At 43.9% G+C, this 16,187-nt stretch carries 13 protein-coding genes and 1 pseudogene; 1 reads left to right on the forward strand and 13 read right to left on the reverse strand.

All coding sequences use genetic code 11. The annotated features are described in order from the left end of the window. Positions 1–14: 14 nt before the first annotated feature. The 7 genes from rapZ to mazG form a co-directional block, all read right to left on the reverse strand. Positions 15–980 (reverse strand): RNase adapter RapZ, encoded by a 966-nt coding sequence (gene rapZ, locus DXK30_RS08800; protein WP_114701381.1) that lies wholly within the window; start codon positions 978–980, stop codon positions 15–17. 51 nt (positions 981–1,031) lie between these two features. Then, positions 1,032–1,934, reverse strand: a complete 903-nt coding sequence (gene panC, locus DXK30_RS08805; protein ID WP_114701382.1) for a pantoate--beta-alanine ligase — start codon at positions 1,932–1,934, stop codon at positions 1,032–1,034. A 48-nt stretch (positions 1,935–1,982) separates the two neighbouring features. Beyond that, a complete protein-coding gene (panB, locus tag DXK30_RS08810) occupies positions 1,983–2,783 on the reverse strand; it encodes a 3-methyl-2-oxobutanoate hydroxymethyltransferase (protein WP_114701383.1) in 801 nt (266 codons plus the stop codon). 126 nt (positions 2,784–2,909) lie between these two features. After that, entirely contained in the window at positions 2,910–3,431 is a 522-nt protein-coding gene (folK, locus tag DXK30_RS08815) for a 2-amino-4-hydroxy-6-hydroxymethyldihydropteridine diphosphokinase (RefSeq protein ID WP_114701384.1), read from the reverse strand. A 1-nt stretch (position 3,432) separates the two neighbouring features. Beyond that, positions 3,433–5,661, reverse strand: coding sequence for a polynucleotide adenylyltransferase PcnB (gene pcnB, locus DXK30_RS08820; protein ID WP_114701385.1), 2,229 nt, complete (start codon positions 5,659–5,661; stop codon positions 3,433–3,435). Between the two features lie 166 nt (positions 5,662–5,827). After that, the gene (locus tag DXK30_RS08825; RefSeq protein ID WP_114701386.1) at positions 5,828–6,202 is read right to left on the reverse strand and encodes a ComEA family DNA-binding protein; all 375 of its coding nucleotides are present in this window, start codon (positions 6,200–6,202) and stop codon (positions 5,828–5,830) included. Then, complete coding sequence (gene mazG, locus DXK30_RS08830; RefSeq protein ID WP_114701387.1) at positions 6,186–7,052, reverse strand: nucleoside triphosphate pyrophosphohydrolase; 867 nt, start codon at positions 7,050–7,052, stop codon at positions 6,186–6,188. The genes DXK30_RS08825 and mazG overlap by 17 nt, the downstream gene beginning before the upstream one ends. Before the next feature lie 138 nt (positions 7,053–7,190). On the opposite strand from mazG, the gene DXK30_RS08835 reads away from it, so the two are divergent. Next, positions 7,191–8,678 carry a phosphohexomutase domain-containing protein gene (locus DXK30_RS08835; RefSeq protein WP_114701388.1) on the forward strand — a complete coding sequence of 496 codons (1,488 nt, stop codon included), beginning with the start codon at positions 7,191–7,193 and terminating at the stop codon, positions 8,676–8,678. Positions 8,679–8,778: 100 nt separating this feature from the next. Here DXK30_RS08835 and DXK30_RS08840 read toward each other — a convergent pair whose 3' ends face one another. From DXK30_RS08840 to sucC, 6 genes and pseudogenes are all read right to left on the reverse strand, one after another. Next, entirely contained in the window at positions 8,779–10,137 is a 1,359-nt protein-coding gene (locus DXK30_RS08840) for a UDP-glucose/GDP-mannose dehydrogenase family protein (protein WP_114701544.1), read from the reverse strand. A 64-nt stretch (positions 10,138–10,201) separates the two neighbouring features. Then, positions 10,202–11,881, reverse strand: a complete 1,680-nt coding sequence (gene pgi, locus DXK30_RS08845) for a glucose-6-phosphate isomerase (RefSeq protein ID WP_114701389.1) — start codon at positions 11,879–11,881, stop codon at positions 10,202–10,204. Between the two features lie 3 nt (positions 11,882–11,884). Further along, the gene (locus DXK30_RS08850; protein ID WP_114701390.1) at positions 11,885–12,769 is read right to left on the reverse strand and encodes a UTP--glucose-1-phosphate uridylyltransferase; all 885 of its coding nucleotides are present in this window, start codon (positions 12,767–12,769) and stop codon (positions 11,885–11,887) included. 69 nt (positions 12,770–12,838) lie between these two features. Beyond that, a pseudogene (gene galE, locus DXK30_RS08855) lies at positions 12,839–13,902 on the reverse strand (UDP-glucose 4-epimerase GalE). Positions 13,903–13,994: 92 nt separating this feature from the next. Next, positions 13,995–14,870, reverse strand: coding sequence for a succinate--CoA ligase subunit alpha (gene sucD / locus DXK30_RS08860; RefSeq protein WP_101204626.1), 876 nt, complete (start codon positions 14,868–14,870; stop codon positions 13,995–13,997). A 149-nt stretch (positions 14,871–15,019) separates the two neighbouring features. After that, on the reverse strand, positions 15,020–16,186 hold the full coding sequence (gene sucC / locus DXK30_RS08865; RefSeq protein ID WP_114701391.1) for an ADP-forming succinate--CoA ligase subunit beta: 1,167 nt from the start codon (positions 16,184–16,186) through the stop codon (positions 15,020–15,022). Between the last annotated feature and the right edge of the window lies 1 nt (position 16,187).

Below are 16,187 nucleotides of genomic sequence, written 5' to 3' on the forward strand. Positions count from 1 at the left end.
AGTATCTGACATCACTACCAACGACTTTTTTCGCGGTGTTTTGCCAATACCTTTACACCTTTAGGCATAGCGCCAGCAAGGCGGCGTTGTAGATGATCAGTGATAAAAACAGAGCGATGTTTTCCGCCCGTACAGCCTATGGCAACTGTGACCGTATGACGATTATTGTGCAAAAACTCTGGTAGCCAACGAGTTAAAAACTTATCAATGTCATCCATCATTTCTGCTACTTCCGGATAATCAGAGAAGAACGCGCCTACTTCGGTATCTAGACCTGTCGAGTCACGTAACTCAGGATTCCAATGCGGATTCGGTAAAATTCTGACATCAAACACAAAGTCGGCATCAATGGGGCTACCGTATTTAAAACCAAAAGACAGCAAGTTAACGACAATTTGATTATCGGCACCTATATGTTCACGCAGATTATCTTTTAATTGATGAATATTTAAATTGCTGGTATCAATAGTAATATCGGCATGACCAGAAATTGGCTCTAACAGCCCCAATTCTTTTTTGATAGCAGCAGGCAAGTTAAACGCGATATGCTTCGCATTATCACTATCTACATCTTGCGACATAAGCGGATGGACCCGACGTGTCGCATTAAAACGCGCTATCAATGTACTTTCTTGCGCTGTCACATATAGTACTCGTACCGCCTGCGCCCCATAGGTTGTTTTCAGTGAATCATGTATCATTGCAAAGTTAGATAAATCAGCACGCGGTGTTCGAATATCAACACCAAGCGCAATACGATGAATACCGCTTTCATTAACCAGTTTATGAGCAGCATTAGGCAATAAAGACAGCGGTAGATTATCAATAGAGTAATAACCCAGATCTTCTAAGATATTCAATACTGAGGTTTTACCAGAACCTGAACGTCCTGATACCACCAATATACTAAGCTTATTCGTGAACGCTGGATGCGTTACCGATGCTACGCTGTTACTATCTTGATCCTGACTTACACTCATGATCTACTCATCCAAGTCTATTGTATCCAGTATACTGGTCTGTCATAAAAGCTAATTTACCACTACCAACTGATTGTCTAACAAACGCGCTTTTCCTAGCCAAGCTGCAACTAAAATAACGATGTTTCTATTTTCTGTATTAAAGGTTTTAGAGTCACTTACGACAGAACCTAACTCCTCAGTCTTGATTTCCAGATAATCAATAATAAAACCTGCGTCACTAATACGTGTCCGCGTCTCTACTAATAGCTTATCAAATGCTTGATGACTCAGAGCCGTACTTTTCAAACTCTGCGCTAATTCTTGCAATGCTTGATGTAATACAGGAGCTACTTGTCGCTCATTTGCACTTAAGTATTGATTGCGCGATGATAGCGCTAAGCCATCATCAGCACGAACAATAGGCGCACCAATGATATTAATAGGATAACTCAAGTCACGTACCAACTGCTTAATGATAGCAAGCTGCTGATAGTCTTTTTGTCCAAATACTGCCACATCTGGTTGTACGATATTGAATAGTTTAGCGACAACAATACCAACACCGTCAAAGTGTCCAGGACGTGATTGACCACATAACTGATTGGCAATAGCCCCTGCCAACACAGCAGTAGGTGGTGGTAATACTGGATACATCGCATCAATGCTAGGTGCAAACACGTAATCTGCATCAACTGTCGCAAGCTTAGCCACATCGGCATCTAGCGTACGCGGATAGCTGTCAAAATCTTCCCCAACGCCAAACTGAGTGGGGTTAACGAAGATACTGACCACCACTACATCTGCATGCTGTTTGGCAATCTTTACCAGCTCAAGATGACCGTCATGCAGATTACCCATCGTTGGTACTAACGCAATGCGCTGCTGACGGCCTTGTTTGTCACGTTGCTGACCACGATAAGGCTGAAGCGCGGCACGTAGTGACGAGATATCATGATAAATAATTGGAGACATGATTACTTTTCTTCTATTCAAACGTTCTGTTGTTCAATAGCTTCAAAATCAGCTAAATTGGTGCTGCTCAGTCGGGAAGCTACCTTCGCGTACTGACTGCTGATAGAGCGCAAAAGCACCTTCGATACTATGTGCACTATTGCGCTCATCTGTTAAAAAGTCATGAATAAAACGTGGCACTCGGCCATGCGCCATACCTAGCATGTCATGCATAACCAATACCTGACCATCAGTATCGGCTCCAGCACCAATACCAATAACTGGCACGGCAACAGCTTCAGTAACGGCTTTTGCAAGCACGGCTGGAACACATTCTAGTACTAGTAATGCAGCACCTGCAGCGACAACTGCTTTGGCATCAGCAAGCAGTTTATTAGCCGCCTCATCACCGCGACCTTGAATTTTATAGCCACCAAACACGTTCACAGACTGCGGGGTCAAACCAAGATGTACACAAGTTGGTGTGCCTGCTTGTGCCAAGGTCGTTACCAATTCACAAAGCTCACTGCCGCCTTCGATTTTTATAACATGCGCCCCTGCTTGCATCAATGTGCGGCTATTAGCAACGGCTTCTGGTAGTGTCACATAACTCATAAACGGTAGATCAGCCAATATGAGCGCGTGTTTGTTACTACGGGCAATATTGGCAGTGTGATAAGCCATATCATTGACTGTCACAGGTAGTGTTGAATCATGACCTTGTACAACCATGCCCAAGCTATCCCCAATTAAAATCGTATCAACTTCGGCTTTTTCCATCATTCGTGCAAACATCGAGTCATAACAGGTCAAGCAAGTGAACTTGATACCTTCTTTTTTAAACTTATTTAGAGTAGATAATGTCGTCATATGACCCTCAATTAATCTGCAATGCCTTTGATTATTAATACTGCTACTATTCTAGCTATGATCGAGATGTCTTAGACCGATCTCTCAATCATTTATCGTCTATCACCTAGCAGCAGTTACTTATAATTAATCGCTTGATAGTAATGTTAAACCTGTCCAATCGCGACTTTGTGAATAGTCACTTATCGACTTACCGGCGATGGTTAAATTTGGCGCCAATTCTCGAAGTGGTATTAAGACAAAATTGCGCTCACTTAAACCAGCATGCGGTATTGTCAGTGTTGGATCAGCAATCTGCGTCTCACCGTATAGCAAAATATCAACGTCCAGACTACGTTCACCCCAACGGCGTAAACGTGCCCGCTTGGCCATGCTCTCTAACTGCTGACAAAAAGCAAGCAGCTCATAAGGGGAAAGTTTTGTCTCAAAACCAGCTACTGCATTGATAAAATCCGGCTGATCTTGCGGACCCATCGGTGCTGAAGCGTAAAAAGAAGAGACACTTACTTCACGTACCTGCTCATGTGCTCGCATTACTGCAAGCGCCTGCCGCAAATGATCGGCAGGCAAACCCAGCTCATTAGCGAGGTTGCTACCCAAGCCTACATAACAGGTAACCCAGTTACTATTATCTGTACTGTTATCCATATTATACGCTTTCAGTACTAGGCTGACGGCGGCGGCGCTTCGATGGTACAGGGCCTTTGTTATCAGTTACTTTCACAGCAGGCATCTGATCATTCGTATCTTGCTTCGCTTTAGCAGCCTTTGCAGTAGTTGCTTTCACCGACTTCTTGGCTCGCGCAGGTGCATCGGTTTTTGTCGCGTCTTTGCTATCTACTGCCTTGCTACCTACTTCCTTTACACTTTTAGTATCGCTTTTATCAGACGCTTCAACTGCAGGCTTAGGCGCTTTTTTCGCATACTTCGCTGCTGTCTGTGCTTTGCCATTACTGCCCTCCGTATCGCTATTGCTTTGTACTTCGATGTTGCTCGCACTATCTACAGTAGGTTGACGACGGCGACGCTTATGCGGAATCGGCTCGTTATTCATACTGACTAACGCAGGTGATCTTGCGATCGAGCGAGCTGGTCTAGCCTGACTAGCTGACGCTTGAGCTTCTGGCTGGTTAGTATTAGACAGCTGAACGTTATTTGAGCGTTCAGACTTAACCGCTTGCTTTGGAGCTTCTTGATTGGTTGATGCTTGCTTTCGTACAGGTGCTTTGCTGCGCTTCGATGTATCATCAGCTGACAGTTGCTTCTGCAATGGTGGCACTACGTTCTCGTGCTCGATAACAAATAATGGCTTAGGCTTTGCCTGTTGACTTGCCGATTGTTTGTTATTAGCAAGAGACAACTGCTGTAGCTGAGCAAGCTCGTTATTGTCTTGCTCTACTTGCTGCACGTTGTGTCTTCCGCTGTCATGGCGACCAGCTTTAGATTGGCTTGCAGCGCGGCGGCGACGGGCTGGGATATTTGACGAATCATTTACCATTGTTTGATCATTTCTACCTTTTTCAGCACGGCCATCGGCTTTATTTTGCTTTGTACTGTTCTGATTAGGTGTTGCGTTATCAGTAATCTGTGTTTTTGATTCTTGACGATTACGTCCGCGACCACGTTGGCCTTTTTTATAAGCACCTCGGCGAATATTTTCATCAAATTCATCAATCGCCTGCTGCTGCTCTTGTTCAGACAAGGTTTGATACGTCTGCCACCAGTCACCCATATCATTGGTTGACTCTGATAGCGGATGCTCAGCATCGCCGCATTGCTCACGCAATAACAAAAAGTCAAAGCCCGCACGGAAACGCGGATGCTCAGATAGCTGGACGATTTGTTTGCTGCGCGGAGCTGCAAGTTTTGGCTGCAATATCCAAATATCACGGATAAATTGCTCAGCAAATTTCGGAATAGCGGTTTTGATACGCTGACGGTCGATGACTTTACCAGCAGCATGCATTTGCGCTTCGGCAAACGGCATATTACGTTTCTTGGCTTTTGCCAATTGATGTAGGTAATTTTCCCACAGTAAGGCAGCATAGAAGAACGCAGGGTTGATACTCTTGCCCGCTGCAATACGCTTATCGGTATTGATAGCTACCTGATTGACTAAAGCGCTTGGCTCAGATGGGGGATAGATAATAAGGCTGTCAATCGCACCTGATTCAAACAATAATGGTAATAGGGGTACTAAATAGCCACCAGTAAACATCTTTTGCGTTTCATCATAGAGACGATGCGGTGATATTTGCTCAAGCAGCGCCCAGTTCCCGTCATTAAATTGCTCGGACAACGCTTCATCAAACTCAAAGCCTAACTTGGCTTTGAAACGTAAGGCACGGAGCAAGCGCACAGGGTCTTCTTCGATACGTACTGGCGCATTGCCCAATAGACGAATGATTCTGTTATCAATATCATCAAGCGCGCCGCAGAAATCATGAACGATGCCTTTGAGCGGTTGATAATAAAGCGCATTAATAGAGAAATCGCGACGAGAGAAGTCTTGTTGGATATCGCCCCAAACATTGTCGCGCAGAATCATACCGTCTTGATTGGTATTAGCATCACTGGTTGGTGGACCACGGAAAGTAGCAACTTCAATCAACTCGCGACCTGAATATACATGCGCTAACTGGAAGCGGCGACCGATAATGCGGCAGCGCTTACCAAAGACATCTTTAATCTCATGCGGCTTGGCATCAGTGACGGCATCAAAGTCTTTCGGGCGCAGACCTAATAAAGTATCGCGCACACCACCACCGACGATATACGCATCAAACCCAGCACGGGTCAATGTGGCAATCACTTCAGTAATGGAATTGGGTAATTCAGATTTGTTCAGTTCTAACTGCTTGGCGGCACGCTCGGCCATGCATCTACTCCTCGCCGGTATTCTTTAACTACCCCTGAATAACACAGCGTTTATCAGGCGGATGTACCCGCTAGTTTAACAAATTTTGGACCTACTGGGGGTGTTATGACATTTACTTACATGCTATTTTGTCAATATTGGGGTTAATTAATGCAAAATACCGTCATTAATCGCGCACGCTTAAACGTCTTTGGTTTTTCTCGACTGTTTTTGCACCGATACCTTTAACCTTTGCCAACTCATCCACTGTCTTAAAATCACCAAACATGTCACGATATAAAATTATCGCCTGCGCTTTACTACTGCCGATACCATCTAACGAAACCAGCTCGCCTTCATTGGCTCGATTGATATTGATAACTTTCTGCTCACGCGCTTGTGTAACAGCTTTTTCTTTCGCGATTAAATACTCATAAGCACGCTGAGGGTCGTCAAAACAAGGATCGGCGTTGGCATTACTGAGTGCGACCACAGATAATAGGAGACTAAAAGCTGTGGTCGTCAGTAAGCTGGCAAATGAAAATTTACGATGAGCGTTCATGTTGTTTCGCCGCTTCCCACAGTGCATCCATTTCTATTATATCGCTGTCTTCAATACGCTTGCCAGCGAGTTCTAGCTGCTCCTCAATATAACCAAAGCGTGACTTAAATTTATGCACGCAGGTTAAGGTAGCCGCTTCTGCATCGAGGTTTAGTTTACGTGCAACGTTCACGAGTGCAAACATACAGTCGCCTAATTCTTTTTCGACCTCTCTAATGTTAGCTTTGACCTCAGCTGTAGACTTATCTGTTAGCTCATGTTTTAGCTCAGCAATCTCTTCGTCTAGCTTATCTACGGCACCTGCAATACTTTCCCAATCAAAACCTAACTTTGACGCTTGCTTTTGTACATCCTGCGCCTGCATCAAGGCACTACCCACCTTAACCTGATCTAAGCGACGTTTTGATTTACCACGTGCTTCGCGTGCCTGCTGCTCCTCAAGCTTGATTTCGTCCCAGCGTACTTTTACTGCTGCATCGTCTTTGAGCGTTTCGGCTTCAAACACATGTGGATGACGACGAACCAACTTCTCTTGCAAAGTACTGATAACATCACTCATATCAAAGCGCCCTTGCTCCGCATACATCTGACAATGAAACACCACTTGCAGCAGCACATCGCCAAGCTCACCTTTGATGTCTTCATCATCGTCGCTTTGTACCGCTTCGCCTAGCTCGTAAGCCTCTTCGATGGCATAAGGAATAAGACTATGATTGGTTTGCTTTTTGTCCCACGGACAGTCTGCTCTTAGTCGTGCCATCAACGCTAACAAATCATCAAGCTGGCCAGTAGCGTCTGGCGTTCCTTGCACAGGCTTAGGCACGGTAATTTTATTGTCTGAAATACTCATAAGGATGGCTCTTATCGTTTTATGTGTTGTTTGCTGATTCGTTTAATAGTTAGTGTATCATTGAACACAGCTTGGCTTATAATTGTGCTACTGACGACTTCATTTTACCACTGCTCATGCGAGAGGAACTTTATCATTATGTCCACTTCTGCGACCACCAGCTATCAACCAGCCGCGACATTCGACCCTATTACTATCAGCTCATTTAAAGCTTATGATATTCGGGGTGAGCTTGGGGTTAATCTCGACGAAGAGATTGCCTACCGTATCGGGCGGGCGTTTGCAAAGATTTTATATCAGCGTTATCAGGCAGCGGCTCAAACCCAAGCCAATGATATAGCAACTCTAAAACCTGCTATCGTTATCGGTAGTGATATTCGCCACTCTAGTGAGCAGTTAAAGCAAGCAGCTATCACAGGTATGATGGATGCAGGCGTTGATGTGATTGACTTGGGTATGAGTGGTACTGAAGAAGTGTATTTTGCCACCAGTCACTATCAGGCGTTAGGTGGTATTGAGGTGACTGCCAGTCACAACCCTATCAACTATAATGGCCTAAAACTGGTCAAAGAACATTCAAAACCCATTAGTGCCGATGACGGTTTGGCAGAGATTCAAGCACTGGCAGAATCTGGGCAATTCACTACGGATAATCAATCAGGCAAATTGCAGTTATTGACGGATAAAAGCGCGTACATCGATCATGTTATGACTTTTATCGATACTGATAAACTAAAACCACTCAAACTGGTCGTTAATTCAGGCAATGGTAGCGCAGGTCCTGTGGTCGATTTATTAATCGATAAATTAGCACAAGCAGATGCACCGATTGAAGTGATTAAATTGCATCATACACCAGATGGTAGCTTTCCTAACGGCATCCCCAATCCAATGATTGAAGCCAATAGAGTGGCTACCCAGCAAGCCGTTTTGGAAAATAACGCGGATCTTGGCATCGCTTTTGACGGTGACTTCGATCGCTGCTTCTTATTTGATGAGCGAGGCGAATTTATCGATGGTAGCTATATCGTCGGTATGCTCGCTCAAGCGTTTTTGAACAAATACCCGAATGAATCAATCGTCTATGATCCACGAGTGATTTATAACACCGAAGCAGTGATAGAGGAACACAACGGTAAGGCTGTCATTAGTAAATCTGGACACTCATTCATCAAGCAAGTCATGCGGGACTCAGGTGCTGTATATGGCGGTGAAATGTCTGCCCATCACTATTTCCGCGACTTCTTCTATTGCGATAGTGGCATGATTCCATGGTTATTGACCATTGAGCTGTTGTCTATCACTGGTAAAACACTATCCGAATTGGTCACAGGCTATATTGCCGCCTACCCTAGCTCAGGCGAATTAAACTTTCACCTCACTACTCACGATGCACCAGCTATCATCAGCGCTATTGAAGAAAAGTTTAGTTCACAGAATCCAGTTAAATCGACACTCGATGGTCTAAGTCTGAATTTTGGAGAGTGGCGCTTCAATCTGCGAGCATCGAATACCGAGCCGCTTATCAGATTAAATATCGAAAGTCGCGGCGATCAACCGTTACTGGCTGCTAAAACTCAAGAAATTCAGCAATGGCTAGCAACGCAAGGTGCCGTACCAGCATAAAGTCATTAACCCAGTAAAACAGTTCTGATTGTCAGTCTAAAAAGGCTCGCTAATGAGTGTTAGCGAGCCTTTTTCTATACACAGAAAACCTTAAACCAAATCATTTAGATCGGCCAATACCCATATAATCACCTACTAAGCTATTAATTTGCGAGTGTGTCAGGGCGTTTTGCGCATCAAATACTGGCATAGCTTGCTGATTGATTTTGGCGATATCTAATTGATCTCGCGGTGACCAACTAATAATAAAAATAGCATGGGTATCGCAAAGCTGTTGATAGGGACTAGTAATCAGCTCAAGTAATGGTTGTTGCTGATAAAGCTCAGCAAGCTCGTGCTGTGCCTTGTCACTATAAACCAGTGTGCGAATATTATAAGACCATAGTAATGCTAGTAACGGATGGATAGCTGAACCAGCGGTACGTCCTGAGCCTGACTTATAACTACCGCCCCAAATCATGACTGCTTTATTATCGATGAACCCATCAAAGTATTGCCAAAATTTACGGAATATCAGCTCTTTTTGATCTTCATTAATATGCACGATAGATTGCAATAAAGGCATATCCAAACTGTGTGTACGGCTTGATTGTTGCAATTTAGCCAGCTCAGTAGGCAAAGTATTACCACCGAATCCCCACCCTGCTTTTAGATAACTACTGCCTACCCGCTCATCCAATCCCATGATACGACTGACTTGACTGATATCGACATTTTGACTATCAGCCAAACGTGACATCTCATTCATAAAGCTCACTCTAGTCGCTAGCATCGCCATGATACTACTGCGAGCAAACTCTATCGTTGCGATATCAGCATGATGAGTAGCGCGTGCATGCTGCATTAAAGGCTTCAACACATCTAATTGCTGGCTGCTACTCGCTGTCTTTTCACCCAGTAGCCATAACGAAGGATTCAACATCGAGCTATACGCATCGCCGTCTTGTAAGAATACAAATGGCACATAATAGACCCAAGCACGCTGTAAACACTGAGCCAATCCTGCCACATGGCCTAATTGCTCAATGCCGCTCATAATCACAGGGAGTGCCTGCTGATGGCTTTGATTAAAAGCGGTAATCCAATTGTCTTCTGTCCACACAGCCTTAATACTGTCTAAAAATAACCAATAAAGCATTACCGTATTTTGAGCATCAATTTCGTTATGACTAGCTACTTCATAGCCTTTTATGAGCATATCGGCACTAGCTGGTAATTCCTTACTGATAATGACCTGCTGCTGCTCATACATTTGCCATAGAGCTTGCAGATGATGCTCAAAACCATATTGCTGTATCTGCTGCATCAATAGCGTCTTGTCTGCGTAAAGATGCACACACTGACCGAGACTTGCCAGCACTACTGCACTGGTAATCGCCTCTATACTATGACCAATAAGCACACAAACTGTAGAATCGGTTAATTGGCTTGGTTCGGACTTATTGTTATATTTATTCATATGGCTACCATCTAAAACCTTTTCCATGAGCGTACTTTCCTATATTGTTGACACACCACTATCGCTAGGACAGCTGTTTAATACGCTGTAGTAATTGGTCAGTAGACGTATCAAATTGACCTTGAGCATCTTTTTGCATGTGCTGCATAGCATGGTGTACGGAGTCTGCCATTTGCTTACCCATCTCGACGCCCCATTGATCAAACGGATTGATATCCCAAATGCTGGCCATGACATAGACCTTATGCTCGTAGAGCGCTATCAATGCTCCTAAGCTATGCGGCGTCAGCTCATCAATCAATAACGTGGTTGACGGTTGGTTACCACGGTAGTACTTATATTTGTCTGATTCGGACACTGTCTGTGGATCGACCAGATCTGTCACAGCAGCATTGCCAAATGCCAATACTCGACTTTGCGCCAAACAATTTGCTAAAGACAACTCGTGCTGTTGTTGCAATGAAGAGTTTCGCGCCTCATCACCGTAACGACGTACACAAGCGATAAAGTCACAGGAAACCTGCTGCGTGCCTTGGTGTAGCAGCTGATAGAATGCATGCTGCGCATTTGAGCCAATTTCACCCCATAGAATTGGACACGTATCATAATCAATATGATCCCCATTTCGAGTAACTGACTTACCATTACTCTCCATCTCTAGCTGGGTAAGATAGCTGGGTAGATAGCCCAATCGGCCATCATAAGGCAATACAGTGTGCGCATTTACTTGTAAAAAAGTACTGTTCCAAACTGCCAGCAGGCCTAGTAGCACTGGTAAATTGTCAGCAAATTCAGCTTGTGCAAAATGCTCATCCATACTATGCGCACCGCTTAATAAAGCCTTAAAGCCATTCATACCGATACGAATAGCAATGGCAAGGCCAATCGCCGACCATAAAGAAAAGCGACCACCGACCCATTCCCAAAGCTGCAACTGATGCTCAGGATGAATTCCCCAAGCACTCATTTTTTCACTATTCGCTGAGATGCCGATAAAGTGACGACGCAACACACTATCTTCTGTACCTGCACGGAGTTTTGCCGTCGTAAGTAGCCAAGATAATGCTGTCTTAGCATTCGATAAGGTATCAACCGTACCAAAGGATTTGGAAGAAATAATAAATAGCGTGGTCTCAGGGTTTAAATGCTTGAGTAGATTATCAAGCTGCGTACCGTCCATATTGGAGACAAAATGCACCTCAATATTGGTATCTGCCCATTCATCAAGCGCCGTAGTCGCCATGAGTGGGCCAAGATCAGAGCCACCGACCCCAATATTGACAACGTCTGTAATGGCCTTGCCCGAAAACCCGCGCCACTTACCGTTTCGCACGCGTTCTGAGAGGCGTGCTACTTGAGCCAAACTATGATGTACATCAGCGACGATATTTTGTCCATCAACTTGTAATGTCGCTGTCTCTGGCAATCGTAATGCTGTGTGCAATGCAGCACGCTGCTCGCTGGTATTTACCATCGCCCCTTGTAGTAATGAATCAATACGAGCATCCAGCTCACAACTATCGGCCAAACTTAGTAAGTTAGACAATACTGTCTGATCGATACGCTGCTTACTAAAGTCCATATACAGCGCACCAGCCTGCACGCTAAAATGCTTGGCACGCTTATCATCTTGTGCAAATAGCTGTGCAAGGGACCATGGATGCTTTGCAAGCGTTTGTAGTTGCTGCCAGTATTTAGAATGTCGAGCACTACTATATGTTTTGTCGCCCTTTATTTCTTTCATCAGTTACTCATCATCTGCTAGTTGCTGCTCAGCAAAATAGATAAACGCCTGCATGTACGAACGCATATCGCCTGCATCGTAGCTATCACCACGCATAGTTGTGACATGGACACCATATTCACTAATGAGCGAGTCAATCGCATCTGTCAGCTGAATTTCACCACCGACTGAAGCTTTAGTATTGGACAGGTAATCAAATATCTTATTGTTAAATACATAGCGCCCTACCACAGCCAGATTGGAAGGAGCAGCGGCTAAGTTGGGCTTTTCGACAAAACCAGCCACTTTAAAGCTAGCATTAATCTTTACTTCTTCACTAATGTCATCAGTATTGCTGAGTTTTTCATCTAGTTGAGCAATACCATATTTATGTACATCTTCATCCGCTACTTGATCAACCAATATCTGTGAGTGACCATCTGTAGAAAAGGCATCTAGCATAAAGGCCAAATTATCAGCTGACATATCAGTGGTAAATGGATCAAGCACGACATCAGGCAATAATACGGCAAAGTCATGCTCACCGATGATTGGGCGCGCTGCCAATACCGCATGACCCAAACCCAAAGCCTTACCTTGGCGTATCATCGATACAGTTACGTCTTCTGGCAACCAGTTTAAGCTATCAGCCAGCTCATCTTTGCCCTTGTGACGTAACTGATTATCCAACTCCGCATTGATATCAAAGTAGTTTTCAATCGCGCTCTTTTGCACATGACCAACCAAGACAATATGCTTGATACCAGCAGCGACAGCCTCTTCAACCACGTAATGAATAGCAGGACGATTGCCAAGCGGTAACAACTCTTTTGGTACAGATTTCGACAATGGCAGCATACGTGTACCAAAGCCTGCGACAGGAATAACGGCGTGAGTAATTTTTTTCATGTGGGTAAGACTATCTCAAAAGTTAAGTTAGAATAAGCTAGCAAATAAACGATGATAGCTTAACAAGTATCAAGATACATTGTATCCATTCGGGTTCATGCTCTGCCAACGCCATGTATCTTGACACATATCAGTAATTAATAATTCGGCTTGCCACCCTAACAACGTTTTCGCTTTATCGGCACTGGCATAACGACTCGCAATATCACCTGCTCGACGATCTGTAAACTGATAAGGAATGGCCTGTCCAGATACATCAAGAAATGCAGATACCAACTCTAATACAGACGTACCTTTGCCAGTACCTAAGTTAATAGGTAAAAAGCCTACTGAGTTTTGCGTCATGCTATCTTCATTTAGACTGGCTTGTTTATCTAGATAATTTAGTGCAGCCACGTGACCTTGAGCCAAATCAGTAACATGAATAAAGTCACGGACACCTGTTCCATCTACAGTAGGACAGTCATTACCAAAGATAATGAGCTTATCAAGTTTACCGACGGCTACTTGAAAAATATAAGACATCAAATTATTAGGAATATCATTTGGGTCTTCCCCAATTTCTCCTGATGGATGGGCCCCTACTGGATTAAAATATCTAAGAGCAATCAGGTTCCAGCTGTCATCGGATACGGCTAAATCTTCTAATATATGCTCGACGGTCAGCTTCCTCTGACCATAAGGGTTGGTACAAGAGCGCTTCGAGCTCTCATCGATGGGTAAGGATTCAGGATCACCATAGACAGTGGCAGAGGATGAAAAAACTAAATTCTTAACACTATGTTCTTTCATGACTTCTAACAAGGTTATGGTGCCGCTGACATTGTTATTATAGTATAGCAATGGCTTGGCAACTGACTCTCCCACTGCTTTTAACCCAGCGAAATGAATGACGCCAAAAAAATGATGTGCAGAAAATATTTTTTTGAGGGATTCAGCATCTCGTATATCGCCTTTGATAAACTCAACAGGCTGTCCAATAAGCATAGATACGCGATTGATCGCTTCATGGCTACTATTGGATAAGTTATCGTATACAACAATATCATAGCCTGCTTCATGCAATGCATTGCATTGCAAGTATGGGAACCGATATATCTAGCACCGCCAGTAACTAATATTTTATTTTTTATAAAATTTTCAGGCAAAAAAAAGACACCCCATTGTAGGGGTGTCTTAGCAGTAATTCAATAGAGTTTTAGTAGTTAGTAGACTAATGCCTATTTTACCAACCAGTAACTTCTTTTAGCTTATCACCAAGTTTAGATGGGTCACGTGTGTACGCGATACCAGCATCTTCAAACGCTTTGAATTTCTCTTCAGCAGTACCTTGACCACCAGAGATGATAGCCCCAGCATGGCCCATACGCTTACCTTCTGGAGCAGTAACACCAGCGATATAACCCACAACTGGCTTAGTTACATGGTCTTTGATGTAAGCAGCAGCTTCTTCTTCAGCAGTACCACCGATTTCGCCGATTAGGATGATAGCTTCAGTTTGTGGATCAGCTTCAAACAGTTTCAGTGCGTCAATCTGGTTCATACCAGGGATAGGATCACCACCGATACCGATACAAGTTGACTGACCAAAACCAAGCTTAGTAGTTTGAGCTACGGCTTCATAAGTCAACGTACCAGAGCGTGAAATGATACCCACTTTACCTGGCTGATGGATATGGCCTGGCATGATGCCGATTTTGCACTGACCTGGAGTGATAACGCCTGGGCAGTTAGGACCAACCAAACGTACGTCACCAGCTTCTTCAAGATAGCGTTTTGCTTTTAGCATATCGATAGTCGGTACGCCTTCAGTGATCACAACGATCAACTTAACGCCAGCATCGATTGCTTCAACGATAGAATCTAGTACAAATGGTGCTGGTACGTAGATAACAGAAGCGTCAGCTTGAGTCGCTTCCATGGCTTCCGCCATGGTGTTGAATACTGGTAGGCCTAGGTGCGTTTGGCCGCCTTTACCTGGCGTTACACCACCAACTACTTTTGTACCATATTCAATGGCTTGTTCAGAATGGAACGTACCATTTTTACCAGTAAAACCTTGTACCAATACTTTGGTATCTTTATCGATTAATACACTCATTATATTTTCCTTGTATTCGGTTGTCTTGTAACAGTGGTCTTTATAGCTATTGTTATCGGATTTTGATAACCAATCTTTGCTATAAAACCACCACTACGATTTGACTACTATGCTTAAGCGTTTATCTCTAAACACTTATGTTTAAAGACTTACGCTTTAACAGCATCGACAATTTTTTGAGCCGCGTCAGATAAACCTTGAGCTGAAATCAATTTCAGACCAGACTCTTCTAGGATTTGTGCGCCTAGCTCAGCGTTGTTACCTTCTAAACGAACAACAACTGGTACTTGTACGTCAACTTCTTTGATAGCAGCGATAATAGCTTCTGCAATCATGTCACAACGTACGATACCGCCGAAGATGTTGATTAGAACGCCTTCAACACTGCTGTCTTCTAGGATGATTTTGAACGCTTCAACAACGCGATCTTTAGTTGCGCCGCCGCCAACGTCCAAGAAGTTAGCAGGCTTGCCGCCATACAATTTGATGATGTCCATGGTCGCCATTGCAAGACCAGCACCGTTAACCATACAACCGATGTTACCTTCTAGAGCAACATAGTTTAGGTCAAATTCAGCGGCTTTAAGCTCACGCTCATTTTCTTGAGTCTTGTCTTGTAGCGCTGCGATTTTTGGCAGACGATATAGTGCGTTTGAATCGATACCGATTTTGCCATCAACACAAACGATTTCGCCATTTTCACGAACAGCTAATGGGTTGATTTCCATTAGAGCAAAGTCATTTTCAACAAATGCTTTATAAGCGCCAGTCATCAATTTAACAAACTGGTTGATTTGCTTGCCTTCTAGACCAAGTTTGAACGCAACGTCGCGCGCTTGGAAAGGCATTAGACCAACTAAAGGATCAACATGTACTTTGAAGATTTTTTCTGGTGTCTCGTTTGCTACTTCTTCGATATCAACACCACCTTCAGTTGATGCCATGAAGGTTACACGACGAGTCGCACGATCAACTACTGCACCAAGATATAGCTCAGTTTGTACTGGGTACATATCTTCTGCAACCAATACGAAGTTTACTGGCTGACCATCAGCATCAGTTTGGAACGTTACTAGGTTAGTACCGATCAGCTCTTCAGCAACTTGCTTAGCTTCTTCACGAGTTTTAACCAGCTTCACACCACCAGCTTTACCGCGACCACCAGCATGTACTTGCGCTTTAATTACCGCAATGTCAGTTGGGGTTTTATCAAAAGCTGCAGCAGCTTCTTCGCCGTTATGAGCGATGATGCCTTCTTGAATTGGCAAACCGTAGCTTTTTAATAGCTCTTTTGCTTGATACTCATGTAAATTCATT

The sequence above is a fragment of the Psychrobacter proteolyticus genome (assembly GCF_003350005.1).
GTDB lineage: Bacteria > Pseudomonadota > Gammaproteobacteria > Pseudomonadales > Moraxellaceae > Psychrobacter > Psychrobacter proteolyticus.

Bases quoted from the DNA above. Each gene is read 5' to 3' on its own strand.
- panC (WP_114701382.1), bottom strand. From the start codon at position 1,934: ATGTCTCCAATTATTTATCATGATATCTCGTCACTACGTGCCGCGCTT.
- DXK30_RS08850 (WP_114701390.1), bottom strand. From the start codon at position 12,769: ATGAAAAAAATTACTCACGCCGTTATTCCTGTCGCAGGCTTTGGTACA.
- DXK30_RS08835 (WP_114701388.1), top strand. From the start codon at position 7,191: ATGTCCACTTCTGCGACCACCAGCTATCAACCAGCCGCGACATTCGAC.
- DXK30_RS08840 (WP_114701544.1), bottom strand. From the start codon at position 10,137: ATGAATAAATATAACAATAAGTCCGAACCAAGCCAATTAACCGATTCT.
- folK (WP_114701384.1), bottom strand. From the start codon at position 3,431: ATGGATAACAGTACAGATAATAGTAACTGGGTTACCTGTTATGTAGGC.
- pcnB (WP_114701385.1), bottom strand. From the start codon at position 5,661: ATGGCCGAGCGTGCCGCCAAGCAGTTAGAACTGAACAAATCTGAATTA.
- panB (WP_114701383.1), bottom strand. From the start codon at position 2,783: ATGACGACATTATCTACTCTAAATAAGTTTAAAAAAGAAGGTATCAAG.
- pgi (WP_114701389.1), bottom strand. From the start codon at position 11,881: ATGAAAGAAATAAAGGGCGACAAAACATATAGTAGTGCTCGACATTCT.
- sucD (WP_101204626.1), bottom strand. From the start codon at position 14,870: ATGAGTGTATTAATCGATAAAGATACCAAAGTATTGGTACAAGGTTTT.
- sucC (WP_114701391.1), bottom strand. From the start codon at position 16,186: ATGAATTTACATGAGTATCAAGCAAAAGAGCTATTAAAAAGCTACGGT.
- rapZ (WP_114701381.1), bottom strand. From the start codon at position 980: ATGAGTGTAAGTCAGGATCAAGATAGTAACAGCGTAGCATCGGTAACG.
- DXK30_RS08825 (WP_114701386.1), bottom strand. From the start codon at position 6,202: ATGAACGCTCATCGTAAATTTTCATTTGCCAGCTTACTGACGACCACA.
- mazG (WP_114701387.1), bottom strand. From the start codon at position 7,052: ATGAGTATTTCAGACAATAAAATTACCGTGCCTAAGCCTGTGCAAGGA.